The sequence below is a fragment of the Pseudomonas sp. GW821-FHT02C04 genome, from assembly GCF_059421845.1.
Genome location: NZ_JBWKVT010000001.1, coordinates 628,031 through 654,257, shown reverse-complemented (window position 1 = coordinate 654,257; position 26,227 = coordinate 628,031). Strand labels below are relative to the sequence as shown.

The 26,227-nt window shown below is 58.5% G+C and carries 29 protein-coding genes and 1 pseudogene; 21 read left to right on the top strand and 9 right to left on the bottom strand.

Annotation, left to right across the window (positions count from 1 at the left end; translation table 11 throughout):
* Positions 1 to 225: 225 nt before the first annotated feature.
* A pseudogene (locus AC07VV_RS02965) lies at positions 226 to 597 on the top strand (type 1 glutamine amidotransferase family protein); the annotation flags it as partial.
* On the opposite strand, the gene AC07VV_RS02960 reads toward AC07VV_RS02965, so the two are convergent.
* On the bottom strand, positions 523 to 699 hold the full coding sequence (locus tag AC07VV_RS02960; protein WP_495035953.1) for a hypothetical protein: 177 nt from the start codon (positions 697 to 699) through the stop codon (positions 523 to 525). The pseudogene AC07VV_RS02965 and the gene AC07VV_RS02960 overlap by 75 nt on opposite strands.
* 22 nt (positions 700 to 721) lie before the next feature.
* Here AC07VV_RS02960 and AC07VV_RS02955 point away from each other — a divergent pair, with 22 nt between their 5' ends.
* The 4 genes from AC07VV_RS02955 (at position 722) to AC07VV_RS02940 (ending at position 5,338) form a co-directional block, all read left to right on the top strand.
* Positions 722 to 1,024, top strand: coding sequence for a hypothetical protein (locus tag AC07VV_RS02955; RefSeq protein ID WP_495035952.1), 303 nt, complete (start codon positions 722 to 724; stop codon positions 1,022 to 1,024).
* A gap of 93 nt (positions 1,025 to 1,117) precedes the next feature.
* Positions 1,118 to 2,581, top strand: coding sequence for a tyrosinase family protein (locus AC07VV_RS02950; RefSeq protein ID WP_495035214.1), 1,464 nt, complete (start codon positions 1,118 to 1,120; stop codon positions 2,579 to 2,581).
* Between the two features lie 11 nt (positions 2,582 to 2,592).
* Positions 2,593 to 3,369, top strand: a complete 777-nt coding sequence (locus tag AC07VV_RS02945) for a copper chaperone (RefSeq protein ID WP_495035213.1) — start codon at positions 2,593 to 2,595, stop codon at positions 3,367 to 3,369.
* Positions 3,362 to 5,338, top strand: a complete 1,977-nt coding sequence (locus AC07VV_RS02940; protein ID WP_495035212.1) for a hypothetical protein — start codon at positions 3,362 to 3,364, stop codon at positions 5,336 to 5,338. The genes AC07VV_RS02945 and AC07VV_RS02940 overlap by 8 nt, the downstream gene beginning before the upstream one ends.
* Positions 5,339 to 5,430: 92 nt before the next feature.
* On the opposite strand, the gene AC07VV_RS02935 is transcribed toward AC07VV_RS02940, so the two are convergent.
* Positions 5,431 to 6,348 carry a LysR family transcriptional regulator gene (locus tag AC07VV_RS02935; RefSeq protein ID WP_495035211.1) on the bottom strand — a complete coding sequence of 306 codons (918 nt, stop codon included), beginning with the start codon at positions 6,346 to 6,348 and terminating at the stop codon, positions 5,431 to 5,433.
* Between the two features lie 66 nt (positions 6,349 to 6,414).
* On the opposite strand from AC07VV_RS02935, the gene AC07VV_RS02930 reads away from it, so the two are divergent.
* Positions 6,415 to 7,032, top strand: coding sequence for a LysE family translocator (locus AC07VV_RS02930; protein ID WP_495035210.1), 618 nt, complete (start codon positions 6,415 to 6,417; stop codon positions 7,030 to 7,032).
* 127 nt (positions 7,033 to 7,159) lie between these two features.
* Positions 7,160 to 7,579: an organic hydroperoxide resistance protein gene (locus AC07VV_RS02925; RefSeq protein WP_495035209.1), complete on the top strand. Its 420-nt coding sequence runs from the start codon at positions 7,160 to 7,162 to the stop codon at positions 7,577 to 7,579.
* A 24-nt stretch (positions 7,580 to 7,603) separates the two neighbouring features.
* Here the strand turns inward: AC07VV_RS02925 and gabP are convergent, their stop codons facing one another.
* Both gabP and AC07VV_RS02915 read right to left on the bottom strand, forming a co-directional pair.
* Positions 7,604 to 9,034: a GABA permease gene (gene gabP, locus AC07VV_RS02920; RefSeq protein ID WP_495035208.1), complete on the bottom strand. Its 1,431-nt coding sequence runs from the start codon at positions 9,032 to 9,034 to the stop codon at positions 7,604 to 7,606.
* A gap of 108 nt (positions 9,035 to 9,142) precedes the next feature.
* Entirely contained in the window at positions 9,143 to 9,601 is a 459-nt protein-coding gene (locus AC07VV_RS02915) for a GNAT family N-acetyltransferase (protein ID WP_495035207.1), read from the bottom strand.
* Between the two features lie 210 nt (positions 9,602 to 9,811).
* Here AC07VV_RS02915 and AC07VV_RS02910 point away from each other — a divergent pair, with 210 nt between their 5' ends.
* Positions 9,812 to 9,973 carry a hypothetical protein gene (locus AC07VV_RS02910; RefSeq protein WP_495035206.1) on the top strand — a complete coding sequence of 54 codons (162 nt, stop codon included), beginning with the start codon at positions 9,812 to 9,814 and terminating at the stop codon, positions 9,971 to 9,973.
* A 113-nt stretch (positions 9,974 to 10,086) separates the two neighbouring features.
* Here AC07VV_RS02910 and AC07VV_RS02905 read toward each other — a convergent pair whose 3' ends face one another.
* Both AC07VV_RS02905 and AC07VV_RS02900 read right to left on the bottom strand, forming a co-directional pair.
* Positions 10,087 to 10,512: a cupin domain-containing protein gene (locus AC07VV_RS02905; RefSeq protein WP_495035205.1), complete on the bottom strand. Its 426-nt coding sequence runs from the start codon at positions 10,510 to 10,512 to the stop codon at positions 10,087 to 10,089.
* Positions 10,513 to 10,644: 132 nt separating this feature from the next.
* Positions 10,645 to 11,532 (bottom strand): transcriptional regulator GcvA, encoded by an 888-nt coding sequence (locus tag AC07VV_RS02900; protein WP_495035204.1) that lies wholly within the window; start codon positions 11,530 to 11,532, stop codon positions 10,645 to 10,647.
* A gap of 108 nt (positions 11,533 to 11,640) precedes the next feature.
* Between AC07VV_RS02900 and gstA the strand changes: the two genes are divergently transcribed.
* Positions 11,641 to 12,252: a glutathione transferase GstA gene (gstA, locus tag AC07VV_RS02895; RefSeq protein WP_495035203.1), complete on the top strand. Its 612-nt coding sequence runs from the start codon at positions 11,641 to 11,643 to the stop codon at positions 12,250 to 12,252.
* Between the two features lie 24 nt (positions 12,253 to 12,276).
* On the opposite strand, the gene AC07VV_RS02890 is transcribed toward gstA, so the two are convergent.
* Positions 12,277 to 12,963, bottom strand: a complete 687-nt coding sequence (locus AC07VV_RS02890; RefSeq protein WP_495035202.1) for an alpha/beta hydrolase — start codon at positions 12,961 to 12,963, stop codon at positions 12,277 to 12,279.
* A gap of 176 nt (positions 12,964 to 13,139) precedes the next feature.
* On the opposite strand from AC07VV_RS02890, the gene AC07VV_RS02885 reads away from it, so the two are divergent.
* Together AC07VV_RS02885 and AC07VV_RS02880 are read left to right on the top strand one after the other, a co-directional pair.
* Complete coding sequence (locus AC07VV_RS02885; protein ID WP_096821765.1) at positions 13,140 to 13,736, top strand: paraquat-inducible protein A; 597 nt, start codon at positions 13,140 to 13,142, stop codon at positions 13,734 to 13,736.
* Entirely contained in the window at positions 13,733 to 14,395 is a 663-nt protein-coding gene (locus tag AC07VV_RS02880; protein ID WP_495035201.1) for a paraquat-inducible protein A, read from the top strand. Before AC07VV_RS02885 ends, AC07VV_RS02880 begins: the two co-directional genes overlap by 4 nt.
* A 10-nt stretch (positions 14,396 to 14,405) precedes the next feature.
* Here the strand turns inward: AC07VV_RS02880 and AC07VV_RS02875 are convergent, their stop codons facing one another.
* On the bottom strand, positions 14,406 to 15,155 hold the full coding sequence (locus AC07VV_RS02875; RefSeq protein ID WP_495035200.1) for an SDR family NAD(P)-dependent oxidoreductase: 750 nt from the start codon (positions 15,153 to 15,155) through the stop codon (positions 14,406 to 14,408).
* 164 nt (positions 15,156 to 15,319) lie between these two features.
* Between AC07VV_RS02875 and AC07VV_RS02870 the strand changes: the two genes are divergently transcribed.
* Complete coding sequence (locus AC07VV_RS02870; RefSeq protein ID WP_495035199.1) at positions 15,320 to 16,216, top strand: LysR family transcriptional regulator; 897 nt, start codon at positions 15,320 to 15,322, stop codon at positions 16,214 to 16,216.
* Positions 16,217 to 16,331: 115 nt separating this feature from the next.
* Complete coding sequence (locus AC07VV_RS02865; protein WP_495035198.1) at positions 16,332 to 17,324, top strand: zinc-binding dehydrogenase; 993 nt, start codon at positions 16,332 to 16,334, stop codon at positions 17,322 to 17,324.
* A 6-nt stretch (positions 17,325 to 17,330) separates the two neighbouring features.
* On the opposite strand, the gene AC07VV_RS02860 is transcribed toward AC07VV_RS02865, so the two are convergent.
* A complete protein-coding gene (locus tag AC07VV_RS02860; protein WP_495035197.1) occupies positions 17,331 to 18,257 on the bottom strand; it encodes a LysR family transcriptional regulator in 927 nt (308 codons plus the stop codon).
* A gap of 103 nt (positions 18,258 to 18,360) precedes the next feature.
* Here AC07VV_RS02860 and AC07VV_RS02855 point away from each other — a divergent pair, with 103 nt between their 5' ends.
* The 8 genes from AC07VV_RS02855 (at position 18,361) to AC07VV_RS02820 (ending at position 26,099) form a co-directional block, all read left to right on the top strand.
* A complete protein-coding gene (locus AC07VV_RS02855) occupies positions 18,361 to 19,200 on the top strand; it encodes a type 1 glutamine amidotransferase domain-containing protein (protein WP_495035196.1) in 840 nt (279 codons plus the stop codon).
* A gap of 108 nt (positions 19,201 to 19,308) precedes the next feature.
* Positions 19,309 to 20,163, top strand: a complete 855-nt coding sequence (locus tag AC07VV_RS02850; RefSeq protein WP_102622274.1) for a putative selenate ABC transporter substrate-binding protein — start codon at positions 19,309 to 19,311, stop codon at positions 20,161 to 20,163.
* Positions 20,160 to 20,957 carry a phosphonate ABC transporter ATP-binding protein gene (locus AC07VV_RS02845; protein ID WP_495035195.1) on the top strand — a complete coding sequence of 266 codons (798 nt, stop codon included), beginning with the start codon at positions 20,160 to 20,162 and terminating at the stop codon, positions 20,955 to 20,957. The genes AC07VV_RS02850 and AC07VV_RS02845 overlap by 4 nt, the downstream gene beginning before the upstream one ends.
* Positions 20,951 to 21,778 carry a PhnE/PtxC family ABC transporter permease gene (locus tag AC07VV_RS02840; protein WP_495035194.1) on the top strand — a complete coding sequence of 276 codons (828 nt, stop codon included), beginning with the start codon at positions 20,951 to 20,953 and terminating at the stop codon, positions 21,776 to 21,778. Before AC07VV_RS02845 ends, AC07VV_RS02840 begins: the two co-directional genes overlap by 7 nt.
* Positions 21,775 to 22,542, top strand: a complete 768-nt coding sequence (phnE, locus tag AC07VV_RS02835; RefSeq protein WP_495035193.1) for a phosphonate ABC transporter, permease protein PhnE — start codon at positions 21,775 to 21,777, stop codon at positions 22,540 to 22,542. Before AC07VV_RS02840 ends, phnE begins: the two co-directional genes overlap by 4 nt.
* Positions 22,543 to 22,829: 287 nt before the next feature.
* The gene (locus AC07VV_RS02830) at positions 22,830 to 24,026 is read left to right on the top strand and encodes a GIY-YIG domain-containing protein (RefSeq protein WP_495035192.1); all 1,197 of its coding nucleotides are present in this window, start codon (positions 22,830 to 22,832) and stop codon (positions 24,024 to 24,026) included.
* A complete protein-coding gene (locus tag AC07VV_RS02825) occupies positions 24,026 to 25,624 on the top strand; it encodes an SIR2 family protein (protein WP_495035191.1) in 1,599 nt (532 codons plus the stop codon). The genes AC07VV_RS02830 and AC07VV_RS02825 overlap by 1 nt, the downstream gene beginning before the upstream one ends.
* Complete coding sequence (locus AC07VV_RS02820) at positions 25,617 to 26,099, top strand: nucleoside 2-deoxyribosyltransferase (protein ID WP_495035190.1); 483 nt, start codon at positions 25,617 to 25,619, stop codon at positions 26,097 to 26,099. The genes AC07VV_RS02825 and AC07VV_RS02820 overlap by 8 nt, the downstream gene beginning before the upstream one ends.
* Positions 26,100 to 26,227: the final 128 nt, after the last annotated feature.

Here is a 26,227-nt window from a genome sequence, read left to right as displayed (position 1 = left end):
GCGGATGCCGCCAGCAGCGCCTGATACCGCTCGGCAGATGCCCTGGAAAAACGCCTTGCACGCAGAATAACGCCGACTATGCTCCCAACAGCTGTCCTACTGGCCATTGGCCTTAAGCGGCTGAACCTCCGGTTTTGCTGTCCGGGCCTCGCAACGCTGATTAGCAAGACGCTATGCACCTGACGACGCCATTGCGGTCGCCGCGGTGTTCCCCAGGAGGGAGTCATGCCTGCACCAGGACAGTACCTGATCGCAATCGCGGTCTACGATGGCGTGGATCTGCTCGACGTCAGTGTTCCTTACGAGCTGTTCAACTGGATGGCTCAGATCGAATCTTCGCAGAACCCTTCCGCCCCCACCCGCGTCGTGCGGCTGATTTCCCTTCATGGGCCTTCCATCACCACCCGGGACGGCATGACCATCGGTGGAAATCTGCCGACTTTCGATCAACATTCAGAGCACATCAGCCTGCTGTGGATCCCCGGCGGTGACCCCGACGCCTTGCAGCACCTGATGAAAGACTCACACCGTATGACTTGGCTGTTGCAGCAGGGCCAGGCCGCGCAATTTGCCGCCTCCGTCTGCGAGGGCGCCTTGCTCGCGGCCGCCGCCGGTTTGCTGGACGGTTACAACGCCACGACTCATTGGGCCTTCATCGCCTGCCTGAAACTCTTCACGCGTATCAACGTAGTATTTCACGGTCCAGACCAGTCGGGTCAACGTGCGGGTCAGCGGTATCAATCGCCTGAAGATTCCCGGCAGCTTCTCGGTGCACTTGCAGAAAGACGGCAAGACCATCGCAACCCGATCACTGTTTCAGCCGGTGGCGGTTCAAACCTGCGCCAACTGCGTGGCCAACGCCATGAGCCACTTCGACTTCGAGCTGCCGCTGGCCGAGGTGTCGGGCGGCAAACTGAGTGTCTGGGTGGAACCGGTGAACAAGAGTTTCGTCGGCGACCGCTTCCCGCAGAAGTTGATGGGTAACCCGGTTATCGATGTGCATCTATTGCTGCAAACGGATTAGCGCCGCTGCTGGACCCTGGCGCCGGAGCCAACGTGATGAGGGCCGGCGCTGACGTTGGGCAGACATCACCTAACAGAAATGGAGCAAAGGATCATGACCGCTTCTCGCCAGGATGTTGCAACACTGGGTTCCGGATGGAACAAGACATTACTGAACTACGCACTGGCCATGCGAGCGCTGGACGAACAACCGATAGCGGACCGCAATAGCTGGAAGTTCCTCGGGGCCATGCATGGATTCCATCCGCAATTATGGATCAACGAGCGCCTGATCAAACCAGGCGCCCCGATTCCGGTGGATTTGACCAACAAGACATTCGGCAATCAGTGTCAGCACGGCAGCTGGTATTTCGTTTCCTGGCACCGTGCCTATCTGTTTGCGTTCGAGAGCATCGTCGCCGCCAAGGTGAAGGAACTCACGGGTGACGACTGGGCACTTCCCTATTGGAACTACCTCAACAGCAACAACCCGAAAGCGTTGTATCTGCCAGATGCCTTTGTGGCAAAAACGTTACCCGACGGCAGCCCGAATCCCCTTTGCAAATACCCTCGCCGGCCCGGGATCACCAAGCTACAGCCTCACGGCGGATTCAGCCTTGAAGCGATGGACGAGAATGACTTTACCGTGGGCAATGGGACCCTGGGCTTCGGCGGTGGGATCACGGGCGATTTCGTCCAGTTCGACGGGATAGCCGGCGAACTGGAAGTCAACCCGCACAACACGGTCCATGGTCTCGTCGGAGGCTATATGGGGAATGCCTTGCTCGCGGGTCTTGACCCGATCTTCTGGCTGCACCATTGCAATATCGACCGGTTATGGGAAGCGTGGATGAACACGCCAGGCAAGACGATGGTCAAGGATCCGCGGTGGTCCAACGGCCCGGCAGACCGCAGCTTCATCATGCCAGTACCCGGTGATAACGCACCTGGAGTAACGTTCACCAGTAAGGACACGTTGAAGGGTGGCAAATTTTATCGACCCTACGATGATTTGGTCAGCGGTACGGGTGTAACGCCGGGAGCGATTGCTGTGGCACGGGTCAATATGGGTTCGCCCACTCAACAAACCGTTCTGCCCATTGGCGCCAATACAACGGCCGTCAAGGTCGGGGGCGCGTCGGTCGACACCCACATCGATCTCGAACCGACAGCCGCCGCCAAGAGCATGGCCACCATGGGCGCGAAGACGCCAGGCAAGGAAGTGGCCCGGCTTTATCTTTCCCTGGAGTCGGTGCGCGGCTCCGCACCGTCACCGCTTCTGGATGTGTACGTCAACCTGCCCGACGGTGCCGACCCGGCACTGAATGCTGACCGACTGGCCGGCAGCCTGACGCTTTTCGGGCTCAACGTCGCCTCGCAAACGGACGGCCACCACGCCGGCACCGGGTTGGGCTATACGATCGACATCACCGACCTGGCCCAGCGACTGACGGACGCCGGCGACTTCGATCCGAATCATCTGCGGGTAACGCTTGTACCTGGAGAGCAGATATCGGATGAAGAACCGGTTACGGTCGAACGCATCAGCGTTCTCAAGCGAAGTGGTGTCGTGAGCTGAGGGTCGACGTCATGCGACCAGGCCTGGTTCTACGCAGCTTCACCTACGCTCCCTGGCCATTGCTGTTGGCCACGGCGGGGCTCGGCCTGGCGCTGTCCCTTTACAACGATGTGAGTACCGAAGGCCCGGCCTTCTGCGTGGCGGTGAATGGCCTGTCGATCATCACCAGTTGGCCCGCTGCGCTGCAAGCGGAGCTGGCATTGAACCCACTTCACCGAATCCTGGCGGGTTGGTTCCTGATGCTGCTGGCCATGATGCCGCCCCTGTTGGCGATGCCGCTCATGCATGTCTGGCGCTCCAGCCTGCCCAACAGGCGAATACGGGCGTCAGTCATGTTTCTGCTCGGCTACTGCGCGTTATGGATGGCCGTCGGCCCGCTTCTGTCGGCCCTGGCGTTGCTGCTGCAGATCACTGCGGGGAAAAGCGCGCTGGTCGTGACAATACTCATCGCCATGCTATGGCGCATGGGGCCGTGGCATCGCGCGGCGCTCATTCGTGGCCATCAACCCCGGCGAATCGGTCTGTTCGGCTGGGCCGCCGACAGGGACTGCCTCGCCTTCGGCATGACCCACGGCCTGTTTTGCATTGTGTCGTGCTGGGCGTGGATGTTGGTGCCGCTGGTCAGCGGGGCCTGGCACATTCCGGTGATGCTGCTGGCAGGCGCCATCATGCTGGCTGAACGGCTCACGCCTCCCGGTCCCCGGCGCGGGTACTGGCCGCTGTTTTTTTCTCCTGTTCACCTTTACACCCTCCTCACCAAACCCAACAAGGAGCGTCGTCATGGTTAGGCGTGCATGTCTGGCAATTGGAGTGAGTACGGTCACGACGGCCACGAACCCGGGGTTAAGCTTCTCCTACCTGGACGGAGCCATCCTCGCGGCCCGTTCAATCGGTGAGTGGGCCCTGCGTTCGGGCTTCGGTGCCGACAATGTAAGAGTCGTCGACGACGGTGATACCAAGGGCGTCGTGAATCCGGTCACGAAGGCACGTGTTCAGCAGGCCGTCGATGAATTGTTTCCCCCGGGCGCAGAGGTCGTTGACCAATTGATCCTGGCCTTTTGCGGCCATGGACTGACCGGTCCGGTTTTCGACTCGATCTACTGGCTGTTCAGCGATTCGTTACTTCAGAAATACCAGGTCATGGCCGACGGTTTCTATGGGGAGTTGCTGCTGCACGGCGTCAAGCACATCACACTCATAAGCGACGCCTGCCGCGAAGCGCCCCAGGGTCTGGAGTTGCTGCGACTGGAATCCGTACGCGGGATCCTGGTGCAGGGCACTCAAGTGGACAGCCCTCAATTTGATCGCCTGGTGTCCTGCCAGGACGGAAAGCTCGGCTATATGGTCTATGACCCGACGGCAGCAGCACCGGGCAAGTGCGTGTTTTCCGGTGTCATCGCCGATGCGCTCTGGGGCCTTGAACCGACCGCCATTGAAAACGGGGTGATCACGACCGCAACGCTGGGTAAATGCGTTCGTGCGCGTACCACCGAGCGTGCAAACACCTACCACCTCAAGCTCAACCCGCAATGCCGGGTCGATGTAGAGTCGATCGTGCTCTACGACACCAAAATCCCATTGCAAGGCCCTGCCGATCTGCAACCCTGGCCTGCCGGTAGCAATGCGGCGGTACTGGGCGCTGAGGCAGTCGTGGGTGCGCCGGATTCCGCCGATCATCTCCTTGAACGGGTACAGACCGACGGCCTGTTCCGGGATCGCATACTCGGCAAGAGTTTCGGTCTCAAACGTTTCAACCTGACGGCTCCCGAAAGTCATGCCATTCCCATTCCCGCAGACAGCAAGGATCTGCTGAAGGATCTGGTTGAGCTGCGGCAGACGGACAATCCCACGCCCGGCAAGCAACAAATGGCCAAGGCGCTGGTTAAGCAACTTGAATCCGACGCTGCCGCCAGCGAGGTTCGGGGCCGGCTGGAGCCATTCAAACAGGTGGGTAGCGCGAATTTGATTGTCTGGGGCGATCAGACAAGCGCCCTGCCTGCCAGTCGGGTCAGGCAATTAGCGCTCACCCCACCCTTCAATGAGTTTCACGTTGATGCCGATGCCAACGGCACCCCTGTTCTGGTGAAACTGAGCGACGGGCAGTTTACCCCGGTGGTGCCTTATGACGGTTTGTACACGGTGGTCACCTCCAGCACCGGAGGAAACGTTTTCCAGGCCTATGGGGTTCAAGGCACTCCCGATCGGTACCAGGTCGCCCTGCAGGCCATTGACGACTTCGTGGCAGGCCGACTGCAAGTCGACAGTCTTGACCGACTGGCCGCCGACCTGCGGCACGAAAAACATGCCGACCCGATGCTGGGCGTCATCTGCGCCTATCTCTATCGAGCGGTGGCCGACTACGACAACATCCGTCGCATGGCTTACTTCTACGTCACCCAAGGCCAGGCCGTACCCTATGACATCGCACTGCTCGGAGCGATGCAGGTGTCACGAAACGAACAGGGCAATCTACGACTGAGTGTGCCAGCGGTGAAGGCTCGCGAGTCACGACAGAACGCGTCGTCACTCCCCGACTACGCCACACAGGCAACGCCTGCCGTGGAAGCCCGTATTGGCGGCCGATGCCCATGGCTTGGACTTGGCTGGGACTATGTCAACGATCCTCGGCCGGAATGGGCCGTGCTTGTCGAAGGGCTTGCGGGTCATGCAGCGAATGTTCGCCGCAGCGGCTCGACAGCGTTGCCTCCGGATTCTGCAAAACAACTGGCAAAGGACTGGGGCCTGCTGCCGGGTTGATCGGCTGACGGTCACATGACTCACAACCTCGCTCATTCGGATCACCTCTGACCTGAGAACTGGCAGGACTCAGAGGTGAATCCGTCACCGCCTCAACCCACCGCCCGCAACCACTCGAGCAAATCCGTTTCCAGGCTGCCCGGTTTGGGAGGTGTGGGCGACAGCAAGCAATAATGAGAGCCGTCCTCAACAAACCCGGATGGCGCGACCAATACGCCGCTCTGGATATCGTCGCGAACCAGGTGCCACGGTCCCATGGCCACTCCAAGACCAGCAACCGCTGCCTGAATACTGAAATAAAAGTGCTCGAAGGACTGCATCTGCGTCGCCGGAACCGGCTGCCCTGTTGCGGCGGCCCATTCCTGCCAGGCGCTGGGTCGGCTGGTCGTTTGCAGCAGAGGAGCCGTGGCGCGCAGGCATTTCCCCCGTTCATCGAACCACTGACCGACTTTATCCGGCCGACATACCGGCCCGACCTTCTCGGCAAACAGCCTCTCGGCGTGGTAACCGGCGGGCCGGGGAAAATCGTCTCGCCGAATGGCCAGGTCTATCCCCTGCTCAAAGGAAAAGAGACCACCGCCGGCCACCAGATGAATGTCCGGACCACGATGTTGTGCCTGGAACTCACTCCAGCGCGGGATCAGCCACCGCATCAACAGCGTTGGCTCGCAGGACAGAACCAGCCGCCGCGCACGGCGTGCCTCGCTGCGTATCTCGCGGACGGCATGGTTCATCACCCCAAGCCCCTCACTCACTGCTTTCAGCAGTCGTCTTCCAGCGTCCGTCAGGAAAACCCTTCGCTTGCGCCGCTCGAACAGGTCAACGCCCAGATCCTCTTCAAGCACGCGCACGGCCCGGCTGATGGCGCCGGGTGTCAGATGCAGCTCGTCAGCCGCGCGAGCGAAGTTTTCATACCGGCCAGCAGATTCGAAGCAACGCAGCGCGAGCAGAGAAGGCATTCTCGCCTCGGAATTCAGTGATTCAAAGTCACCAACTTCTTCAGAAATCATCGTTAGTTCCAGCGCACGGTATCTGTAAACATGGCTTTCTATCACCAACCACCGCAAGGTTCCACCATGAGCGAATGGATAGCCGTAATCACCATCACACTGCTGGCATGCATCAGCCCCGGGCCGGATTTCGCCATGGTCTCTCGCAACGGCTTGCTGCTCTCTCGACGCGCAGGTGTTATCACCGCGATGGGCATTGGTCTGGGGGTGCTGGTCCACATCGGCTATACGCTGCTCGGGCTCGGATGGGTGCTTCAGCAAACGCCCTGGTTGTTCAATGCGCTGAAGCTGGCCGGGGCTGGGTATCTCGTCTATCTGGGCATCAAAATGCTTCGCTCCAGGCCCGATGTTCAGCCGCAGGATGCGCCGCCACCTGCCCTGTCGGATCTGGCCGCGCTGCGTACGGGATTTCTCACGAACGCGCTGAACCCCAAAACATCGATTTTCATCGTGAGCCTGTTCATGGGTGTCGTCCGACCGGATACCGGCCTGCCGCTGCAACTGGCCTATGGACTGTTCATCGCCGGAGCGCATGTGGTGTGGTTCAGTCTGGTTGCGCTGTGCTTCTCGGCCGGGAGGGTGCGCGAGAAGCTGATGGCGGCACGGCTGTGGATTGACCGGGCGTTTGGCGGCCTGCTCGTGAGCTTCGGGATATTGCTGAGCCTCACTCAGCGCTCAGGCTGATCCAACCGCTACACAGCGATACATAACCCCCCGTTGCACGACACATGCCGGGTACATGCCGATGCAAAAGTGTGGGCCATCGGAACCTTCGTTTCCGACTCCACCACTCACTCAGGCTGGTATTCCCATGATCAATCAAATCGACACCGTGCTGTACACCGGCAAGACCCGCACCACCGGCGGGCGCGATGGCGCCTCGCGCAGTTCGGACGGCAATCTGGACATCAAACTGTCGCCACCCGGTTCCAGTGGCAGCGGCACCAACCCGGAGCAATTGCTGGCGGCCGGTTGGTCAGCCTGCTTCATCGGCGCCATGGGCAAGGCCGCTGCCGCGTTGAAAATCAAACTGCCGGCCGATGTGGCGGTGGAAACCGAAATCGATCTGGGCAAGACCGGCGACGCGTTTTTCCTTCAGGCACGCCTGAATGTCAGCCTGCCGGGGCTGGAAACTTCGGTCGCCCAGACGCTGGTGGAAGCCGCGCACCAGACCTGCCCTTACTCCAAGGCGACGCGCGGCAATATCGACGTGACCCTGCACCTGATCTGAAACAGGTTCACGCCGGTTTCATCCTCAAACGCCCGAAGCACTGCTTCGGGCGTTTTGTTTGACCGGGACAGAAGCGCTCGCCAGCCCGTGCTGACGCGTGGTCACCAGCCCGATGAAGGAAATCACCAGCGCCAGGCCAATGGTCGATGACACCTCCAGACGATGCTCAGGCGTCAGCATCATCACCGCGAGTGCAGCGCAGATGAAGGCGATCACCAGATACGTCAGCCAGGGAAACAGCCACATGCGAAAGGTCAACTCGACATTCTGCCGGCGCAGCATTCGGCGCATGCGCAGCTGCGAGACCGCGATCACCAGGTACACCAGCAACGCGATGGCGCCGGAACTGGCGAGCAGGAACTGAAAAAGTCCGGCAGGCATGAAGTAGCTGAGCAACGTCACCCCGGCCCCGATGACGCTGCTGGCAATCACCGCCGCCCTCGGCACGCCCGCAGCGGACGTCACTTTCAAGGCGTGCGGTGCATCACCACGACGCCCCAATGAAAACAGCATGCGCGAAGCGATATAGATCGACGAATTCATGCAACTGGCCACCGCAATCAGCACCACCACATCGACCATGAATTTCGCGTGGGGAATGTTCATCAACTCCAGGGCTCGCTGATAGGAACCGACGGACGCCAACAGCGGATCGTTCCAGGGCACCACGGAGATCACCACGAAAATCGACAACAGATAGAACACGCCGATGCGCCAGATCACCGAACGCGTGGCCTTGGCGATGTTCTGTGCCGGATTGTTCGACTCAGCGGCGGCAATGGTCACCGCTTCCGTACCGATGAAGCTGAACATGATCGTGATAAAGGCGCCGACCACCGTCGACAGACCATTGGGGGCGAACCCGCCATGTTCTTCCATCAACCGGCTCAGGCCGCTGGCTTCACGCTCGGGAATCCAGCCCATCAACACGGCAAAACCGACACCGATGAAACCGATGATCGCCACGACCTTGGCCATCGCGAACCAGAATTCGAACTCGCCATACTTGGAAACGCTGAACAGGTTGGTCACCACCAACAGGACGATCGACACCAAGGCAAACAGCCACGCATCGACCTGGGGAAACCACTGATTCAAGACATGCCCGGCCGCCAATGCTTCGATGGGGATGACCAGCACCCAGAACCACCAGTAGAGCCAGCCGATGGTGAAGCCCGCCCAACGACCGATGGCCTGATCGGCATAGGTGGAGAACGATCCCGTGTCCGGGTGGGCCACCGCCATTTCACCCAGCATGCGCATGACCAGCACGACCAACAGGCCGGAAAACAGATACGCCAGCAACACGGCCGGCCCTGCCGCCGCAATGGCGTGTCCGGAGCCAACGAACAACCCCGCGCCAATGATTCCTGCAATTGACAACATGGTCACGTGCCGCGGCTTGAAACCCTGCGCCAACTGACCGCTCGATTCCTTCGAATTCAGGCTGTTCATTGTTTTTGTTGTTCTCTGATGGACGCTTCACCTTACGTGGCCGGTGTTGAACGCAAATAGCTCGAGTGCGGCATGCCGATGCCTGATTTCGACATGCCGGGGTGGCAGTCAGCGAGATCCGGCAAGGGTCTTGCGCATGAAAACCCGGGCAAATCCGTCCTCGGTGGCGCGATGGGTTTCCACAAAGCCGAGCTTTTCATAGATGGCGATGTTCTCGGTCATCCGCTCATGGGTGTACAGCCGCACCGCTTCGCAACCGAGACTCAACGCATGTTCTTCGCAGAACGACATCAGCACTTTGCCCAGCCCCTTGCCCTTGTGCCGGGGCGACACCGCGACGTTGATCAGCAGCAGCTCCTTGCCCTCCCGGCTCATCACCATCACACCGAAGATTTCATCGTTGTCGGTCAGCACGAACGTATCGGTTTCGCGCAGCACATGTTCGTAGTCATCGAGCATGGGCGCAGGCTTGCGGCCGATTCGGGCGATGTAAGGGCTGTAGGCCTCATCGACCAGGGCGGCGATGGGCGCGGCGTCTTCGGATTGAGCACGGCGAAGGGTCTGCAAGGGATGCCTCGTCAGTGGCGTTGGATGAAACGTTCAGCATGCGATGGATGGCGTTCGTTGCCAATGAATTGCTGGCGATCCTGGAGCAGATCCATCGCCTCCCCCGTAGCACAATCGAAGCACCCGAGGATGAACATACGTTCACCAAAAACATCGCCGGATGCGTCTAGTCTGCGGATTCCAACATAGTGACTACAGGAGTAACCCACCATGTTCTCGCACGAAAGCGTCCCGCTGATCATCCTCTTCATCATCCTGCTGCTTGGCGTACTGACGGCCGTCCTTCACCCGGTGCATGCGCTTTTCAGCTGGCTGCAGAGGCGCAGGCAAAGAGCATCGACCGAGAATGTGAAAGAGGTGGATGTACGTTGAAGTTCTTTCAATTTGAATGCGGCGGCAGTCTCGGCGTAGTCATCTGCCAGCCTTGAATCCGCCAATAACAAAAAGGCCTGCCAATGTGGCAGGCCTTTTCAGTTTCCAGGCAGCTACTGCTTGAGAATCAACAACGGCTCGCCCTTCCTGACAATGTAAGTCGCCAGCTCAGAACCCTTGTCATTCCCGACGTTTTTCGCGATATGCGCCACGCCCTCAGGGATGAACAGCGAGTCTCCCGCCTTGAGCGTCACCGGTGCCCGGCCTTCGAGCTGGTATTCGAAGGTGCCGCTGATCACATAGGCGACTTCAACGCCCGGATGCGCATGTCGGGGCGAAGTGATGCCCGGCTCGAAATCCACCCGGGCCTGAATCACTTCGCGCTCCGCTGCGCCCAGATCCTGACGGACCAGATCGGTGCGGCTCAGGCCTTGTTGCCAGCTCTTTGCAGAGGCGGCGGGTTGGGTGTCAGCCGCGTACGCGAGGCCGGTCAGTGAAACGAGTGCGGCTGCTGCGGTCATCAGAAGTGTACGACGCATGGTGTTGCCCTCTCGGAAGTAGTGATGTGTCGACCGTCACTCTGAGCGAGGCATGTACACGAGATGTGTCCCGATGTCGGCATAAGTTACCCAAGTGTGTACGAGCGCCGGATTGATACACGCACATACAACTCACACCACTTGCGACAGCCATTGCCTGAAGGCGACGACCTTTTTCGAATTCGCGTTTTCATGGGGCGTGACGAAGTAGAACCCCGAGTCGGACTTCAGCCGCAGATCAAACGGCGCCACCAGTCTTCCGGCGCGCAAATCGTCATCGACGTAGGTCGAGCGCCCGATGCAGACGCCCTGCCCGTCAATGGCTGTCTGCACCGCCATCATGGCCAGATCGAAAGTCAGACGCGGGCCTTTGGTCGTGAGCGGTGGCTGGCCTGCCGCGTGCAGCCAGTCGTTCCAGTCATTGGCGGTCAGGCCGCTGACTTGCAGCAAAGGGTGATGAACCAGGTCCGCCGGCGTCTTCAAAGGTTTCTCGCCCGTCAGCAGTCGCGGGCTGCACACGGGAAAGACCTCGTCGGACATCAACCAGTCAGCCCGTAGTCCAGGCCATTCGCCCTTGCCGTAGCGGATCGCCGCGTCGATGCCGACCTTGCGAAAGTCGACCAGTCGGGTTAACGCGCTGATCCGCACATCGATCTCGGGATGCGCCTCGCGAAACGACGGCAGACGCGGCAACAACCATTTCGACGCCACCGAAACCAGGGTACTGATCGTCAGGACGCTTTGGTTGTTCGCCTCCTGCAAACGCTCGGTCGAATGGCGCAGCTCCAGAAACGCCGAACGAATACCGGGAAAATAAGCGTTGCCTTCATCCGTCAGCGTCAACCCATCCTTCGAGCGCATGAACAGCCGCACGCCGAGCTCATCTTCGAGGCGACGGATCTGATGGCTGATCGCGGTTTGCGTGACGTTCAGTTCTTCGGCGGCGCGGGTGAAACTCAAATGGCGGGCCGCACATTCGAAGGCTCGCAATCCGTTGAGCGATGGCAGTCGGGGGAGCATATGACCTCTTCAGTCCATGAGATTTTGTCATACGCTAGCACCACAGATGTCCTTTGCGAAGCGGCGCAGCGGTAGTGGATTCTGAGCCCTCACCAGGAGGGAGACCCCATGAAACTGTACTTCGCGCCCATGACCTGTTCGCTGTCCCCGCACATCGTGCTGCGAGAACTGGACTTGCCGTTCGAACTGATCCGGGTCAACAACCAGACCAAGCGTACCGCCGATGGCCGGGACTTTCGCGAGATCAATCCGAAGGGCTACGTGGCGGCGCTGATGCTGGACAGTGGCGAGGTGCTGACCGAAGGTCCGGCCATTTTGCAGTACCTCGTCGACCTTGTGCCCGGTCATACGCTGGCCCCGGTCAATGGCACCTGGGAGCGCTCGCGCCTGCAGGAATACCTGAACTTCATCAGCTCGGAAATTCATGGGGGCAGTGCGCCGTTGTTCAGCAGCGAAATCCCGGAATCCACCAAAACGATCTTCAAACACAAACTGTTCAAGCGTCTGGATTACCTGAACCGCATCCTCGCGACCCAGCCCTTTCTGATGCAGGCGTTCGGTGTGGCGGATGCCTATCTGTTCACGGTATTGAAGTGGTTGCCGACATTCAGCATCGCCATTGAAGACTGGCCAGCGCTGGCGAACTACATGACGCGTATCGCCGAACGGCCCAGCGTGCGTGCGGCCATCGCGGAAGAAGATGCCACGCAACCGGTCTGAAAACGGCCGGTTGCGTGGTCGTTGTCAGGCCTTGGCGGCCTCGTCGATCAACGCCGCCACTTCGGCGGCGTGAGAGGCCAGCGAGGCATGACTGGCGTCGAGGGTGATGACTTTCTTCGCGTTGAGCCGGGCGGACATGCGTTTCTGGTTGTCCGGGTGAATCATGTGATCCTGACTGGAAATCTGATACCAGGACGGTTTGTGCTTCCACGCCGGATCACTGATGACATCGCCGAACGTGCTGGCCAGCGGCGCTTTCTGCGTCACGGCCATGACCAGCGCTTCATCCGCCGGCAGGTCCTGGCAGAAGCTTTCATGGAACTTGTCGGCCTTGAGCCAGAGGAAACCGTCGCTGTCCGGCGCAAGATTTGGCGCAGCAGCAGGCAGATGCTCCTGAGTGATGCCGCCGGGGCTTTCGCCTTGATCCGGGGCGAACGCGGCGATGTACACCAGCCCGACCACATTCGGTTGATTGCCGGCCTGAGTGATCACGGCACCGCCATACGAGTGCCCGACCAACAACACCGGCCCGTTCACCTGAGCGACCATTTTGCGGGTGCGCTCGGCGTCGTCGGCCAGCGAGGTCAGTGGCATTTCCACGGCCTGAATCGCGCTGTAACCCTTGCGTGTCAATTCAACAATGACTTTGCCCCAGTGCGCGGCGCCGCCCCAGAATCCGTGCACCAGCACAATCGTCGGTTTTTCACTCATGGCGTTTCTCCTGCGGGTGATGAAGGTCGATTTACCAATGGCGCACAGGAGTATGGAACGGTTCCGGTGACGTGTCTGCCGGCCAGACCAAAGGCGCGTTTGCGGATGTGACAGTTGTCGAATGCCCCATCGCGCCTATATTGAAGAGGTTCAAACCCTCCTCCCCTCGAGCGCCCATGGCCAGCACCGATCGACTGATCATCTGCGAGCATTGCGACTGCGTGTACGAACACGCCACGCTCGCCAAACATCAGAAAACCCTGTGTTCGCGCTGCGGCGGCGTGCTCCAGCGCTATAGCGGCCTCACCGTGGAACAACGACTGGCCTTGAGTTTCACGGCGGCGATGCTGTGGTTGTTCGCCAATTTCTACCCGGTGATGAGCATCAGCATGCAGGGCCTGAAAAACAGCGCGACCCTGTGGGATTCGGTACTGGCGCTGAGTCAGGGGCCGATCACCTTCATGGCGATGGTCGCGGCGATCTCGATCATCATCGCCCCGGCCTTTCAGCTGGTGTTGTTGATCTGGGTGTTGAGCTTCGCCCTCGCCTCGCGCCGTTGCCCGGCCTTCAAGGTGTGCATGCGCTGGCTGGAAACGCTGCGGCCGTGGAGCATGCTCGAAGTGTGCTTGCTCGGCGCCATGGTCGCGGTGTTCAAACTGGCGGGCATGCTCGACGTGATTCCCGGCATCGGTCTGTTTGCGTTGGCCGTGCTCAGCCTGTTGCTGATCCGCATCGCCGGGCGCGACGTGCGTGAACTGTGGGACATCCTATGAAGCGACCACCGACTGCCAGCGAACTCAACCTCTGCCTGTGCCACAGCTGCGGATTGGCCTGCGACATGACCGGCGAGCCCCACCAATGCCCGCGCTGCGACGCCCCGCTGCACCGGCGCAAGACCAACTCGCTGGCCCGCACCTGGGCCTACATGTTCGCCGCCCTGGCGTTTTACGTGCCGGCGAATCTGCTGCCGGTAATGAACACCACCCTGCTCGGCAACGGCGCCGACAGCACCATCATGAGCGGCGTGCTGGAGTTCTGGGAGCACGGTGCGTGGGACATTGCCCTGATCATCTTCATCGCCAGCATCGCGGTGCCGGGGGTGAAATTCGTTGCGCTGACGCTGCTGCTGGTGACTGTGCAACGGGACAGTCACTGGGCGCGTCGGGAGCGTTCGAAGCTGTACCGATTCGTCGAGTTGATCGGCTACTGGTCGATGCTCGATGTGCTGGTGGTTGCGCTGGTGGCGGCGCTGGTGAAATTCCAGGCCCTGGGGGATATCGAGCCGCGACCGGGGATTCTGTTCTTCGGCCTCGTGGTCGTGTTCACCATGCTCTCGGCGATGAGTTTCGACCCGCGTCTGATCTGGGATAACACACCGGCCGAAGAAACGGACGAACCCCGGCACTCGACTGAACAAGTGCCGGGGCATTAAACGTCTCAGATCAGATCTGCGCGGTACCACCGTCAACGAACAACTCGATGCCATTCACGAAACTGCTGTCATCCGAGGCCAGGAACAACGCAGCCTTGGCGATTTCGCTCGGCTCACCCAGACGCCCGATCGGCACGATAGACGCCAGTTGATCGAACAGACCCTGCGTGTGTTCCGCCGGCACCAGCCCCGCCAGACCTGGCGTACGCACCGGGCCAGGGCTGATCGCGTTGACGCGGATACGACGAGGTTTCAGATCCAGCAACCACGACCGGGCGAAGTTGCGCACCGCCGCTTTGCTCGCGCTGTAGACGCTGAAGTTTTCCGTGCCCTGCACCGAAGTGGTCGATGAAGTCAGCAGGATCGATGCGCCATCGCGCAACAGCGGCAACGCCTTCTGCACCGTGAACAATGTGCCCTTCACATTGGCGCCGAATATCCGGTCGAAATGCTCTTCGGTGATCGAACCCAGCGGCAGCATGTCCCCGCCACCGGCATTGGCGAACAGGATGTCGAGGTGCCCGGCCTTCTCGGCGATTTCGCGGTAGATGCGATCCAGATCGTCCAGATTCGCCACATCGCCCTGAATGCCGATGGCCCGTGGGCCGATGGCGGCGACCGCTTTGTCCAGCTCGGCCTGACGACGGCCCGTGATAAATACGGTGGCGCCCTGGGCGACGAATTCCTGTGCCGAGGCCAGACCGATGCCGGTGGTGCCGCCAGTGATCAGTGCGATTTTGCCTTCAAGTCTGTTGCTCATGATGAATCTCCAGTAACCGTTTCGAGGATGGTGACGGGTCGTAGGTGAGCCGTTGAAAGCGACTTTAGGCCGATGGATTGAATTGAAAAATCCGCCAAATCGGTTTTGTTTGTGCACAGACATGCACAATACTCAGCCCTGTCTTCCCTTCCGAGCCCGAGCCGATGAATCAGTTAATGGCGATCCGCACCTTTGCCCGCGTCGTGGAAAGCGGTTCATTCACCAAAGCCGCCGACTCGCTGAACCTGCCGAAAACCACCGTCAGCAAACTGATCGGGCAACTGGAAAGCCACCTCGGCGTGCGCCTGCTGCAACGCACCACCCGCCGCCTCACCGTCACGGCCGACGGCGCCTCTTACTACCAATTGACCCAACAACTGCTGCATCAACTGGACGACATCGATCAGGGTTTCAGCCAGGCTCAAGGATTGCCGCGCGGCAGGATTCGTGTGGACATCGGCGGCTCGACCGCGACCATGCTGGTGATCCCCGAACTACCGAAGTTCTTCGAACGCTACCCGGATATTCAGATTGATCTGGGCGTCAGCGACCGCCCGGTGGACATGATCAGCGAGCGCGTCGACTGCGTGATTCGCGGCGGCCCGTTGACCGAACAAACCCTCGCCGTGCGCCGCCTCGGCGAAGTCTCATGGACCACCTGCGCCACGCCCGACTACCTGCAACGCCACGGCACACCAACCCACCCGCTGGAGCTGGCCAACCATCAAATGATCACCTACCGCTCGGCCTCCACCGGGCGCATCCTGCCGTCGAACTTCCAGCGCAACGGCGAACGCCATCAGATCGAAGGCAAAGGCCTGGTCAGCGTCAACGAAAGCAACGCGCACCTGGCGGCCGGGCTGGCGGGATTGGGGATCATCCACACCTTCAGCTACACGGTCAGGGCCGCCATCGAGCGCGGCGAACTGGTGCCGATCCTCACGGACTGGCGGCCGCCGGCGTATCCGTTTCATCTGCTGTATCCGCCGAACCGGCATTTGAGCAATCGGGTGCGGGTGTTTATCGATTGGCTGGTGGAGCGTTTTGCTCAGGTCGATTGAAGCGCTGTGAAGCATTGGTGACTTTCCCGCAAAACACCTTTGACCCAAGGCCGGTTCTTCTCATGAACATTGCCACCGATACTGGCGGCCATCGACTTTTATGGGAAATCACACAATGCAAACCGATTACGCTGCCTGGGCCTGGACGTCCGGCCAGGGACTGGACGGCCTGACGCTGGTCCGCAAACCCCTCGTGCAACCCGGTCCCGGGCAAGTGCTGGTGGCCAACCGCGCCATCGCCTTGAACCCGGTGGACTGGAAGATCATCGAGTGGGGCCATCCCGCCTGGAGCACCGGCCGCGTGCCGGGTGTTGACGGCATGGGCGTGGTGGTCGCAGCCGGGGCCGGTGTGACGTTGCAACTCGGCAGTCGCGTGGCGTATCACCAATCGTTGGCGAGCGATGGCAGCTTCGCCGAGTACTGCCTGCTGGACGCTGCCACCGTGCTTTCGGTGCCCGCCGCGCTCGATGATGCCGCTGCGGCTTCACTGCCCTGCCCCGGTCTGACCGCGTGGCAAGCCGTGGAAAAGGTCCCCGCGAATGGCGCGGTCGATGTGCTGGTGATCGGCGCGGGCGGCGCGGTCGGTCTGCTGCTGGTGCAACTGGCAGCACAACGCGGATGGCGGGTCTGGGCGACTGCATCAGCCGCGCATCATGAAAAGCTCAAGTCCATGGGTGCAGTCGGCGTATTCGATTACCGCGAACCGGACTGGAAAACCGCACTCACGGCCAGCCTCGGCGAACGTCGTTTGCATGCCGTGTTCGACACGGTCAGCGGCGCTCACGCGGCGGAAATGGCTGGACTGCTGGGCTACAACGGCCATCTGGTGTGCATTCAGGATCGTCAGGAAAGCGCGCCGCTGCCGGCGTTCACCACTGCGATTTCGTTGCATGAAGTGGCGCTGAACAGCTTTCACGCCCACGCCAGCCTGCACGATCGCCAGACCTTGCGTCGCAACGGCGAGCACATGCTGCAAGCCCTGCTCGACGGCAGCCTGATCGGCCCGGCACTGCAGATGTTCGACTTCCGCGAACTGCCCCAGGCCTTGCGCGCCTTGAAGGATGGCGCAGGTGGCGGGAAATGGGTGTCGCGTCTGCCCGCCGTTTGAATCGCGTCAGTCGAGGCCTGCTCCAGCGCCTTGACTGACCTCCCGGGTCAGGCAATCAATCAACGCCCGCGCCGAAGCCGACAGCTGCCGGTGCGGCGGATAGATCACCGAGAACGGTCGGGAACGCCCGCCCGACTGTTCGAGCAATCGCACCAGTCGCCCGCTCTCGATGCGCTCGCGGACGATGAAGTCGTAGGTCTGGCAGATGCCCAACCCCTGCTCGGCCAACGAGACAATCCCCAACACATCGTCGGACACCTGAATGTTGGCGCTGGGCAGCCATTCGCGATCTTCGTCCTGCTCGCGGAACAGCCACGGCCCGACGCGTCCGGTGCTGGGCATCACGAACGGCAGGCACGCATGCCGCTGTAGATCGTCCACGCTTTGCGGTGTCCCGGCCCGTTGCAGATAGGCCGGCGCGGCGACCACACACAACCGTGCGTCCTCCAGTTTGCGCCCGATCAAACCGCTATCCGGCAATGCACCCAGCCGAATCGCCAGATCGAACCCTTCGGCCACCAGATCGACGTTGCGATTGCTGATGCTCAACTCGATGCGCACTTGCGGATACTGTTGAGTGAAACGGGCGAGCATGGCCGGCAAGCGATAGTGACCGTAAGTGGTCGGCACACTGAGGCGCACGCGGCCGCTGAGTTCACCGTCCTGTCCCTGAATCGTGCGTTCCGCATCATCGATCAGGCCGAATGCCGCCCGTGACTGTTCCAGATACAACACGCCGGCATCGGTCAGGCTCAAGCGCCGCGTGGTGCGCCGCAGCAATTGCACGCCAAGACGCGCTTCCAGACGCGAAATCGCCCGGCTCACCACCGACGGCGTGGTTCCGAGAAACACCGCTCCGGCGCTCAGCGAGCCCTTCTCCACCACAGTGACGAACACTTCGACGTCAGCCAGATAATCGAATCGGCGGCTCATCTTGATCTCCAGAGAACAAATGCTTTGTCTTGGCGCGAGTTTATCGCCCGACGGAGCATCAATACAGTGAGCCCACACCGTTCCTCCACTCACTGGACACTCCATGCGCCCGATCACCCGCCTCGCCTTTGCCCTGTCCCTTTCCGCCGCCGCGCTGAACGCCCACGCCGCCAATGTACTGGTGGTGTTATCGGATTCCGACCATCTCGACCTGAAAGACGGCAAGGTCTTCAGCACCGGTTTTTACCTCAACGAACTGATGCAGCCGGTCAAGCTGTTGCTCGACGCGGGCCACACCGTGACCTTCGCCACCCCGACCGGCAAGGCTCCGACGCTGGATCGTTCTTCCGACGACAAGATGTATTTCAACAATGACGTCGCGGCCCAACAGGCGCACAAGGCACTGCTGGAACAGCTGAAGATCACCTCGCCCGGCGAATCGCCTGTCATCAGCCTGTCGCGGGTCGAGCAAGTCGGCTACGACCATTTCGATGCCGTCTACATTCCGGGTGGCCACGCGCCGATGCAGGATCTGTTGCACAGCCAGGCGCTGGGCAAACTGCTGAACAACTTCCACCAGCAAGGCAAAACCACGGCGCTGGTGTGCCATGGCCCGATTGCGTTGCTGTCGACGCTGGCGGATCCGAACGCCTTCACCCGGCAACTGGAAACCGGCAAGGCAACAACGGCGAACAACTGGACCTACGCCGGCTACCAGTTCACGGTCATCAGCAATCAGGAAGAAGAGCTCGCCAAAGGCCTGTTGAACGGCGGCGCGATGAAGTTCTATCCGCAGACTGCACTGGAAAAGGCCGGCGGTTTGTTCAGCAGTAACACGGCGCCGTGGGCCAGCCATGTGGTGGTCGATCGCGAACTGGTGACCGGGCAGAACCCCGCTTCTGCCCTGGCAGTGGGCAAGACCCTCGTTGACCGCTTGAAGTGAACGCGGCGCCCTCGCACTTTCACCGTTTCGTCTAACCTGACTTTGCACCCGACGATGATTACCCATCGTCGGCGCACTGATCTTGACGCCCACGAAACGGAGAATTCCATGCTCAAGCGAACCCTGGCATTGACCGCTGGTTTGGCCCTGTCCCTGTCCGCCGTGCTGGCGCACGCCGCAGATGTGTTGAAGGTCAGCGCAATTCCCGACGAAGCCCCGACCGAGCTGCTGCGCAAGTTCGAGCCGCTGGGGGCTTATCTGGAGCAGAAACTGGGCATGAAAGTCGAGTTTGTGCCGGTGGCCGACTACCCGGCGGTGGTCGAAGCGCTGGCCACCAACCGCCTCGACATGGCGTGGCTCGGCGGTTTCACCTTCGTCCAGGCGCAGTTGAAAAGTGATCCCAAGGTCATTCCATTGGTCCAGCGCGAGCAGGACGCGCAGTTCACCAGCAAATTCATCACCGCCGACCCGAACGTCAAAAGCCTCGCCGACCTGAAAGGCAAAACCTTCGCCTTCGGTTCGGTGTCGTCGACGTCCGGCAGCCTGATGCCGCGCTATTTCATGCTCAAGGACGGCATCAAACCGGAAAGCTATTTCAGCCGCGTCGGCTACTCCGGCGCCCACGACGCCACCGTCGCCTGGGTGCAGGCCGGCAAGGTCGACGCCGGTGTGCTGAACGCCAGCGTCTGGCAGAAACTGGTGGACGCCGGCAAGGTCGACACCAACAAGGTCAAGGTCTTCGCCACCACCCCGACCTACTTCGATTACAACTGGACCGTGCGCGGCACCCTCGACCCGGCGCTGGCGGCGAAGATCAAACAGGCCTTCCTCGACCTCGACCCGGCCAACCCCGAGCAGAAGAAAATCCTCGACCTGCAAGCGGCCAGCCGCTTCATCGCCACCAGCCCGGACAACTACAAAGGCATCGAGGAAGCCGCCCGTGCCGCCGAATTGCTGAAATGACCTTGCGCCTCCAGCAGGGTTTTCTGCGCCACACCCATGGCGTCGAAGCCCTGCGCGGCGTGGATTTGCAGATCGAGGCCGGCGAACAAGTGGCGATCATCGGCCCATCCGGCGCCGGCAAATCAAGTCTGCTGAATCTGTTGGCGACCGCCATTCGGCCCAGCAGCGGCGAAGTCGAAGTGCTGGGCGAGCGCGCCTGGCACTTGTCCGCCCACCAGCGACAACGGCTGCGCGCACGCATCGGCCTGATCCATCAGGCGCCGCCCCTGCCGCCCCGACAACGGGTGGTGACGGCGGTGCTGGCCGGCAAGCTCGGTCAATGGAGCCTGGGCAAAAGCCTGATCAACCTGCTGCATCCGCTCGACGTGCCCGGCGCCCGCGCCGCACTGGCGCGACTGGATCTGGCGGACAAACTCTTCAGCCAATGCCAGCAACTGTCCGGCGGGCAATTGCAGCGCGTCGGCATTGCCCGCGTTTTGTATCAGGCACCGGAAGTGCTGCTGGCCGACGAACCGGTCTCAGCCATGGACCCGGTGCTGGCCGGGCACACGCTGTCGATCCTGTCGCGCCATGCCCGGGAGCACAACGTCACGCTGGTCGCGAGCCTGCACGCGGTGGAACTGGCACTGGCGCACTTCCCGCGCATCATCGGTTTGCGCGAGGGGAAAATCCTCTTCGACTGCCCGTCCGCGCAGGTCAGCCGCGAGATGCTAGACACCCTCTACGCCAACGAACAACTGCAATCCCCGGCGCCGACCGTGCCGCCGCTGGTTGTGCAGATTCCCCGATGCTGAGCGCCGACACCCGCGACCCCGCCGCGCTGCCACGGTTGCTGCTGACCGTGCTGGCGATTGCCTTGCTGTGGCCGGGAATTCAACTCAGCGAACTGGATGTGGGTGTGCTGTTGCGTGCCGACAATCAGAACGAAATCGGCCGGTTTGTCTCGACATTCTGGCCTCCGGAACATGATCGGGACTTTCTTCAACTACTGCTCAAAGCCACCCTGCAAACCCTGGCCATCGCCACCGCCGGCATGGCCATGGCCCTGTTGTTGGCAGTGCCGGCCAGCCTGCTCGCCAGCCGCGCCTTGTCGCTGTCCGCCGCGTCACGCAGCGGCCGCCCGAGCCTGCTGGGCCGACTGCTGCGCTGGCCGGTGCGCGGGCTGCTGATCTTCCTGCGCAGCGTGCCGGAAATCGTCTGGGCGCTGCTGTTCGTGCGCGCCGTCGGCCTTGGCCCGGCGGCAGGCGTGCTGGCCATCGCGATCACCTACAGCGGCATGCTCGGCAAGGTCTACGCCGAAATCTTCGAATCCACCGACCAACGCCCGGCCCACGCCCTGCTCCAGGCCGGCAGCGGACGCCTCGCCAGTTTCGCCTACGGCGTACTGCCCAACGTCGCGGCGGAACTGCTCTCCTACACCGTCTACCGCTGGGAATGCGCCATCCGCGCCTCGGTCGTGATGGGCTTCGTCGGCGCCGGCGGCCTCGGCCAACAGATCGACCTGTCCATCCGCATGTTCGCCGGCGGCGAAGTCGCCAGCATGCTCCTGACCTTCCTCCTGCTCGTCCTCGGCGCCGACCAACTCAGCCGCCTGCTGCGCTGGAGGCTGACATGAAGCGCCTGATCAATCCTTTGCTGATCATCGCCATCGTCGCCGCTGTCATCGCCTCGTTCGCCTACCTCGGCCTCGACCTCGAAGAACTCGGCAGCGCTACCAGTCTGAAACAGATGGGTTCCTACGTCGGCCGTTTCCTAAGCCCAGATTTCAGCCCCGGCTACCTGAGCGCCATCCTGCGCGGCTCGATGGAAACCCTCGCCATGTCCGCCCTCGGCACCCTCCTCGCTGCCGTCCTGGGCCTGTTATTGGCACTCCCCGCCGCTGGCCGCTTTGGCTGGTTTTTTCAGAGTGCAGCACGCTTGCTGCTCAATGCACTGCGGGCCATTCCCGAACTGGTGTGGGCGGCGTTGATGGTGCTTGCTGCCGGGCTTGGGCCGAATGCCGGGACACTTGCGCTCGCCCTGCATACCACGGGCGTACTGGGGCGGTTGTTTGCGGAAGCACTGGAAAACACGCCGCCGGAACCGGCAGAGGCGATTCGGTTGCAAGGGGGTAATCCGGTTTTGGCTTTTTGTTATGGGACGTTGCCGAATCTGGCGCCGCAGTTGCTCGCGTACTGTTTGTATCGGTGGGAGAACAATATTCGGATGGCGAGTGTGCTGGGATTTGTCGGGGCTGGGGGGTTGGGGCAGATGTTGTATGTGAGCTTGAGTTTGTTTCAGGAGGCGCAGGCGGGGACGGTGATTTTGGCGATGTTGGTGCTTGTGCTAGGTGTGGATGTTTTGAGTGGGTGGGGGCGGCAGAGGTGGATCAAGGCATAGGTTGATTCGGGCTCTTATTTTTCTGTTTGCATACTCGCCAATTACGAAATGCCTTCGACTAAGCTCAGCATAATTTTGGTGATCGGCGGAAGGCTAAAAAACGCTTGTACGAACAGATCTACCGCCCTGTCCTCACGGCCTAGCTTCAAGGTAAAAATCTAACGAAATAAAGCATAAAGCTCACAAGCCTCCCTGAGACAAATATCCTTCCTATGATCAGGTTACCCATAGAATCGCTAATCGCAATCCGCTAAAATCTCAAAAGCTGACATCATTGTGTGAAAAAAATGAAAATTGAAGATGGCATTCAAGGTGATCTTTTTGCGCTTCCAGCGTTCGATCCGCTGAGCGCGCTGTTAACTGATGATGGTGAACCACCCATTATTGTGATTGGCTGCGGCCGTCACAAAAAAAAATCACCTACGATTGCTAGAGATTTATACACTTCAGAGCGATTTAAGCGTTCAATATCAATAGCGACCAATATCGAAGCTAATTTTTTTGTGCTCTCAGCAAAGCATGGCCTTCTAAAACCGGACCAAATCGTTGAACCGTACGACGTCGAAATTTCCTCTCTAAATGAACAAGAGAAAAATCAATGGGCGAAATCTGTACTTAAGTCGATTTCTATATTTAAAAATGATGCAACCGTTACATTTTTAGCTGAAAAAGACTACGTCACCCCTCTAGAAAAGTACAACACAACGGAACACAACATAAAAATAATAACTCCATTCTCCGAACTATCTCCAGAACACATACCACTCTGGCTAGAGCAGGCGGAGCAAATCAGCGCACGCATCAATGACTTAAAAAAGCTCTATGAATATATAGACTTAGCTAGAAAAAATGGGCTTACATTTAAATTTTCAGATCTTCCAGAAAGAAAGCTTGCGAAGCGTGGCGTTTATATATTTCTAGATCCACGCGAAAAAAACTTTATTAAAAATGGACCAAGAATAGTTAGAATAGGCACACATGCTGTAAGCGCAGAATCTAAATCCACCTTGAGAACCAGACTAAGAAGCCATTATGGCCAGATGGACGGTGGGGGAAATCATCGCGGGTCTATTTTTCGGCTTCATGTTGGCAGAGCCCTATTGGAATCTAAAGAGCTAAATTTTGAGAACCCGTCGTGGGGAGAAGGCCAGCACGCAGCAATCGAAATTCGCGATGAAGAAATTGAGCTTGAACAAAAAGTCAGCGCTTACTTAAGTCAGTTAGAAGTTTTTATCGTACCAATTGACGATGAGCCTTCAAAAGATAGCCTAAGAGCTTATGTTGAGACACAGCTTATAGCGCTTTGCACAGAAAACTTCCAGCCCATTGATGCATCGAAACCTAATTGGCTTGGCCATTTCTCACCCATGTCACCGATAGTTAAGTCCGGATTATGGAACTTGCGTGACGTAGCAAAAAAATACAAACCAAATGATCTAGGCTCGGTAACCCACTTAATATCTATGCAAGAGAATATCAAGTAATGGACGACCTGACTGCGGCGACTCTCCGCCAACCCGCACTGCCACGTTTTCTGTGTCATCTGTATCAACGTCTTCAGCAAGAACGCTTGAATCTCGTCACTGGAGCAGGGATTTCAATCGATGCGGGGGTACCAAATTGGTATGGGCTACTTGAACGACTCGCTGCTACACCTGCTGCATTAGCAGGCGACTACATTGCCCATAGAACCGCTGGACTTACCCCAGAGTATCTTGGTCAGATTATTTATAACCGACGCCGCAATATTGAAGAAGACAACTACAACGCCTCCGAAGAAGCGACAATAAATCACGACTGGGCCTCGTCAATTCATGATGCAATCTATAAAGACGTACCAAAAAATGTAGCGGACCTTTTCATCAAACACCCTTACCTAACAGAATTAAAAGATTTAGTAAAAAAAATACCCTTTGTAATAAATTTCAACTTTGATGACATTCTAGCACAAGCAATTAGCTACAACCCCGCACGTGAAGATAACCGTTCGTATTCTGTTGAGTGGCGACCTGCCCTACTCGACCGCCCAGAGCACACCACTATATACCATGTAAACGGACTACTACCTCAAGTTTCATTAAAAAAAAGAAGTCCAAAATTAATTTTTACGGAAGATTCTTTTGCTGATGCAATGGCAAGAGCGCCTGGAGTCAGCGCTGAATATATCTTTATGCGCTTCGTTCAAAATACGATGCTCATTGTTGGCCACTCACTAGCTGATGCCTCCCTAAAAAACTATTTACGCCTTAACCGGGACAAGAGCCCAGCGAATCATCACTACATGATTCACTGGATAAAAGATGAAACATCGCTCAGCTGCGAGCAAAGAGGCGACATATTTAACGCAAACCTTGACTTATACAATGTATTCACCATCTTCTTAACCTCTTCAGAAATGAAATCATTTTTCTCCTTATTAGGTTTGGACAATCGTAGATTCTGCGACAAACTTGATGAAATGGGCGAAGATAGGCGTTCGCGTTGGCACTACTACATTGTCGGACCAGTAGCCGCGGGGAAGTCTTCCTTACTGGAGCATCTCCGGTGCTTTGATACCCATGAAGAATGGACGCAAGCCCCCCCTTCTGAGATGTATCGATCATTTAATACACTAAGTGCGGAAGAGGCCGAGAAAGTAAATAGTTTCGTTTACGGCGAACTTAAGGAAAAGAATAACAGAATGCATTCGGCGAAAGTAGGGTTTCACTTTATGGACCGAGGCCCACTTGACTTATACGCCTTCTCCAAAGATGCTGAAGAAAAAAAGAAAAAGACAGCAGACATGAAGAGCATCATTACGCGCCATCGAGAATGGCAAAATGGTGAAATAATTTTCTTAGAGGCGAGCGCCGCGACATTGGTATCGAGAAACTACTCTCGAGGTAGATCCCCCGAGCAGTCTGGAAAAGAAGATTACCTGGACAACCAAACAAAAAATCTGAAAGACATTTACAACCCAAAGTTTATTTTCAACACCGAAGGCCAAACACCAGGACAAATAGCAAGAAGAGTTGTTAGACGGGTATTACTCAAAAATTACGACCCTACCAATCTGACAGAGATCATGGAAAAACATGTTTGAATTCAAGGTATCTCGAAGACCCCGCGCTTATTTGGCCGCACCTCTATTCAATGACATGGAGCGGAGGTTCAATGTGAACATTGAATCATTAATAGCTCCTTTTATCGACGTTTTCCTACCACAGAGAGATGGAGGTCTGCTAACTAAACTCGTAGCGGACGGAATGTCGCTTAAATCAGCAAAAAAATACGTTTTCAAAAAAGACATCGATGCTATCGCAAACTCAGATATCGTTATTGCGGTTTTAGATGGTCGCACAATCGATGAAGGAGTAGCCTTTGAGCTCGGCTACGGTTATGCACTCGGAAAAATATGCATCGGACTAAAAACTGACGATCGCACTTTACTTACTACTGGCGACAACCCTATGATTACAGAAAGCTGCCACTTGATTCTAAATTCAATTAGTGAATTGATAGATGCGATACGCCTTCCATCTGGAGTTCTTCAATATGATTTCAACCAGAAAAATTAAGCGCACTTAAACAACCCAAACAGATTAGCTTAATTTTTAACAACTACCGTTCGGCATGATGTCAGGTTAAAAATGACGCTCAAAAAACGCTGTTCATGGACGAAGTTATACTTTCTTGTGACGGCCGC

What these genes read in the sequence shown, in the direction of transcription:
- AC07VV_RS02950 (WP_495035214.1), top strand. Translation starts at nt 1,118, where the DNA reads ATGACCGCTTCTCGCCAGGATGTTGCAACACTGGGTTCCGGATGGAAC.
- AC07VV_RS02945 (WP_495035213.1), top strand. Translation starts at nt 2,593, where the DNA reads ATGCGACCAGGCCTGGTTCTACGCAGCTTCACCTACGCTCCCTGGCCA.
- AC07VV_RS02940 (WP_495035212.1), top strand. Translation starts at nt 3,362, where the DNA reads ATGGTTAGGCGTGCATGTCTGGCAATTGGAGTGAGTACGGTCACGACG.
- AC07VV_RS02935 (WP_495035211.1), bottom strand. Translation starts at nt 6,348, where the DNA reads ATGATTTCTGAAGAAGTTGGTGACTTTGAATCACTGAATTCCGAGGCG.
- AC07VV_RS02930 (WP_495035210.1), top strand. Translation starts at nt 6,415, where the DNA reads ATGAGCGAATGGATAGCCGTAATCACCATCACACTGCTGGCATGCATC.
- AC07VV_RS02925 (WP_495035209.1), top strand. Translation starts at nt 7,160, where the DNA reads ATGATCAATCAAATCGACACCGTGCTGTACACCGGCAAGACCCGCACC.
- gabP (WP_495035208.1), bottom strand. Translation starts at nt 9,034, where the DNA reads ATGAACAGCCTGAATTCGAAGGAATCGAGCGGTCAGTTGGCGCAGGGT.
- AC07VV_RS02910 (WP_495035206.1), top strand. Translation starts at nt 9,812, where the DNA reads ATGTTCTCGCACGAAAGCGTCCCGCTGATCATCCTCTTCATCATCCTG.
- AC07VV_RS02905 (WP_495035205.1), bottom strand. Translation starts at nt 10,512, where the DNA reads ATGCGTCGTACACTTCTGATGACCGCAGCAGCCGCACTCGTTTCACTG.
- AC07VV_RS02900 (WP_495035204.1), bottom strand. Translation starts at nt 11,532, where the DNA reads ATGCTCCCCCGACTGCCATCGCTCAACGGATTGCGAGCCTTCGAATGT.
- gstA (WP_495035203.1), top strand. Translation starts at nt 11,641, where the DNA reads ATGAAACTGTACTTCGCGCCCATGACCTGTTCGCTGTCCCCGCACATC.
- AC07VV_RS02890 (WP_495035202.1), bottom strand. Translation starts at nt 12,963, where the DNA reads ATGAGTGAAAAACCGACGATTGTGCTGGTGCACGGATTCTGGGGCGGC.
- AC07VV_RS02885 (WP_096821765.1), top strand. Translation starts at nt 13,140, where the DNA reads ATGGCCAGCACCGATCGACTGATCATCTGCGAGCATTGCGACTGCGTG.
- AC07VV_RS02880 (WP_495035201.1), top strand. Translation starts at nt 13,733, where the DNA reads ATGAAGCGACCACCGACTGCCAGCGAACTCAACCTCTGCCTGTGCCAC.
- AC07VV_RS02875 (WP_495035200.1), bottom strand. Translation starts at nt 15,155, where the DNA reads ATGAGCAACAGACTTGAAGGCAAAATCGCACTGATCACTGGCGGCACC.
- AC07VV_RS02870 (WP_495035199.1), top strand. Translation starts at nt 15,320, where the DNA reads ATGAATCAGTTAATGGCGATCCGCACCTTTGCCCGCGTCGTGGAAAGC.
- AC07VV_RS02865 (WP_495035198.1), top strand. Translation starts at nt 16,332, where the DNA reads ATGCAAACCGATTACGCTGCCTGGGCCTGGACGTCCGGCCAGGGACTG.
- AC07VV_RS02860 (WP_495035197.1), bottom strand. Translation starts at nt 18,257, where the DNA reads ATGAGCCGCCGATTCGATTATCTGGCTGACGTCGAAGTGTTCGTCACT.
- AC07VV_RS02855 (WP_495035196.1), top strand. Translation starts at nt 18,361, where the DNA reads ATGCGCCCGATCACCCGCCTCGCCTTTGCCCTGTCCCTTTCCGCCGCC.
- AC07VV_RS02850 (WP_102622274.1), top strand. Translation starts at nt 19,309, where the DNA reads ATGCTCAAGCGAACCCTGGCATTGACCGCTGGTTTGGCCCTGTCCCTG.
- AC07VV_RS02845 (WP_495035195.1), top strand. Translation starts at nt 20,160, where the DNA reads ATGACCTTGCGCCTCCAGCAGGGTTTTCTGCGCCACACCCATGGCGTC.
- AC07VV_RS02840 (WP_495035194.1), top strand. Translation starts at nt 20,951, where the DNA reads ATGCTGAGCGCCGACACCCGCGACCCCGCCGCGCTGCCACGGTTGCTG.
- phnE (WP_495035193.1), top strand. Translation starts at nt 21,775, where the DNA reads ATGAAGCGCCTGATCAATCCTTTGCTGATCATCGCCATCGTCGCCGCT.
- AC07VV_RS02830 (WP_495035192.1), top strand. Translation starts at nt 22,830, where the DNA reads ATGAAAATTGAAGATGGCATTCAAGGTGATCTTTTTGCGCTTCCAGCG.
- AC07VV_RS02825 (WP_495035191.1), top strand. Translation starts at nt 24,026, where the DNA reads ATGGACGACCTGACTGCGGCGACTCTCCGCCAACCCGCACTGCCACGT.
- AC07VV_RS02820 (WP_495035190.1), top strand. Translation starts at nt 25,617, where the DNA reads ATGTTTGAATTCAAGGTATCTCGAAGACCCCGCGCTTATTTGGCCGCA.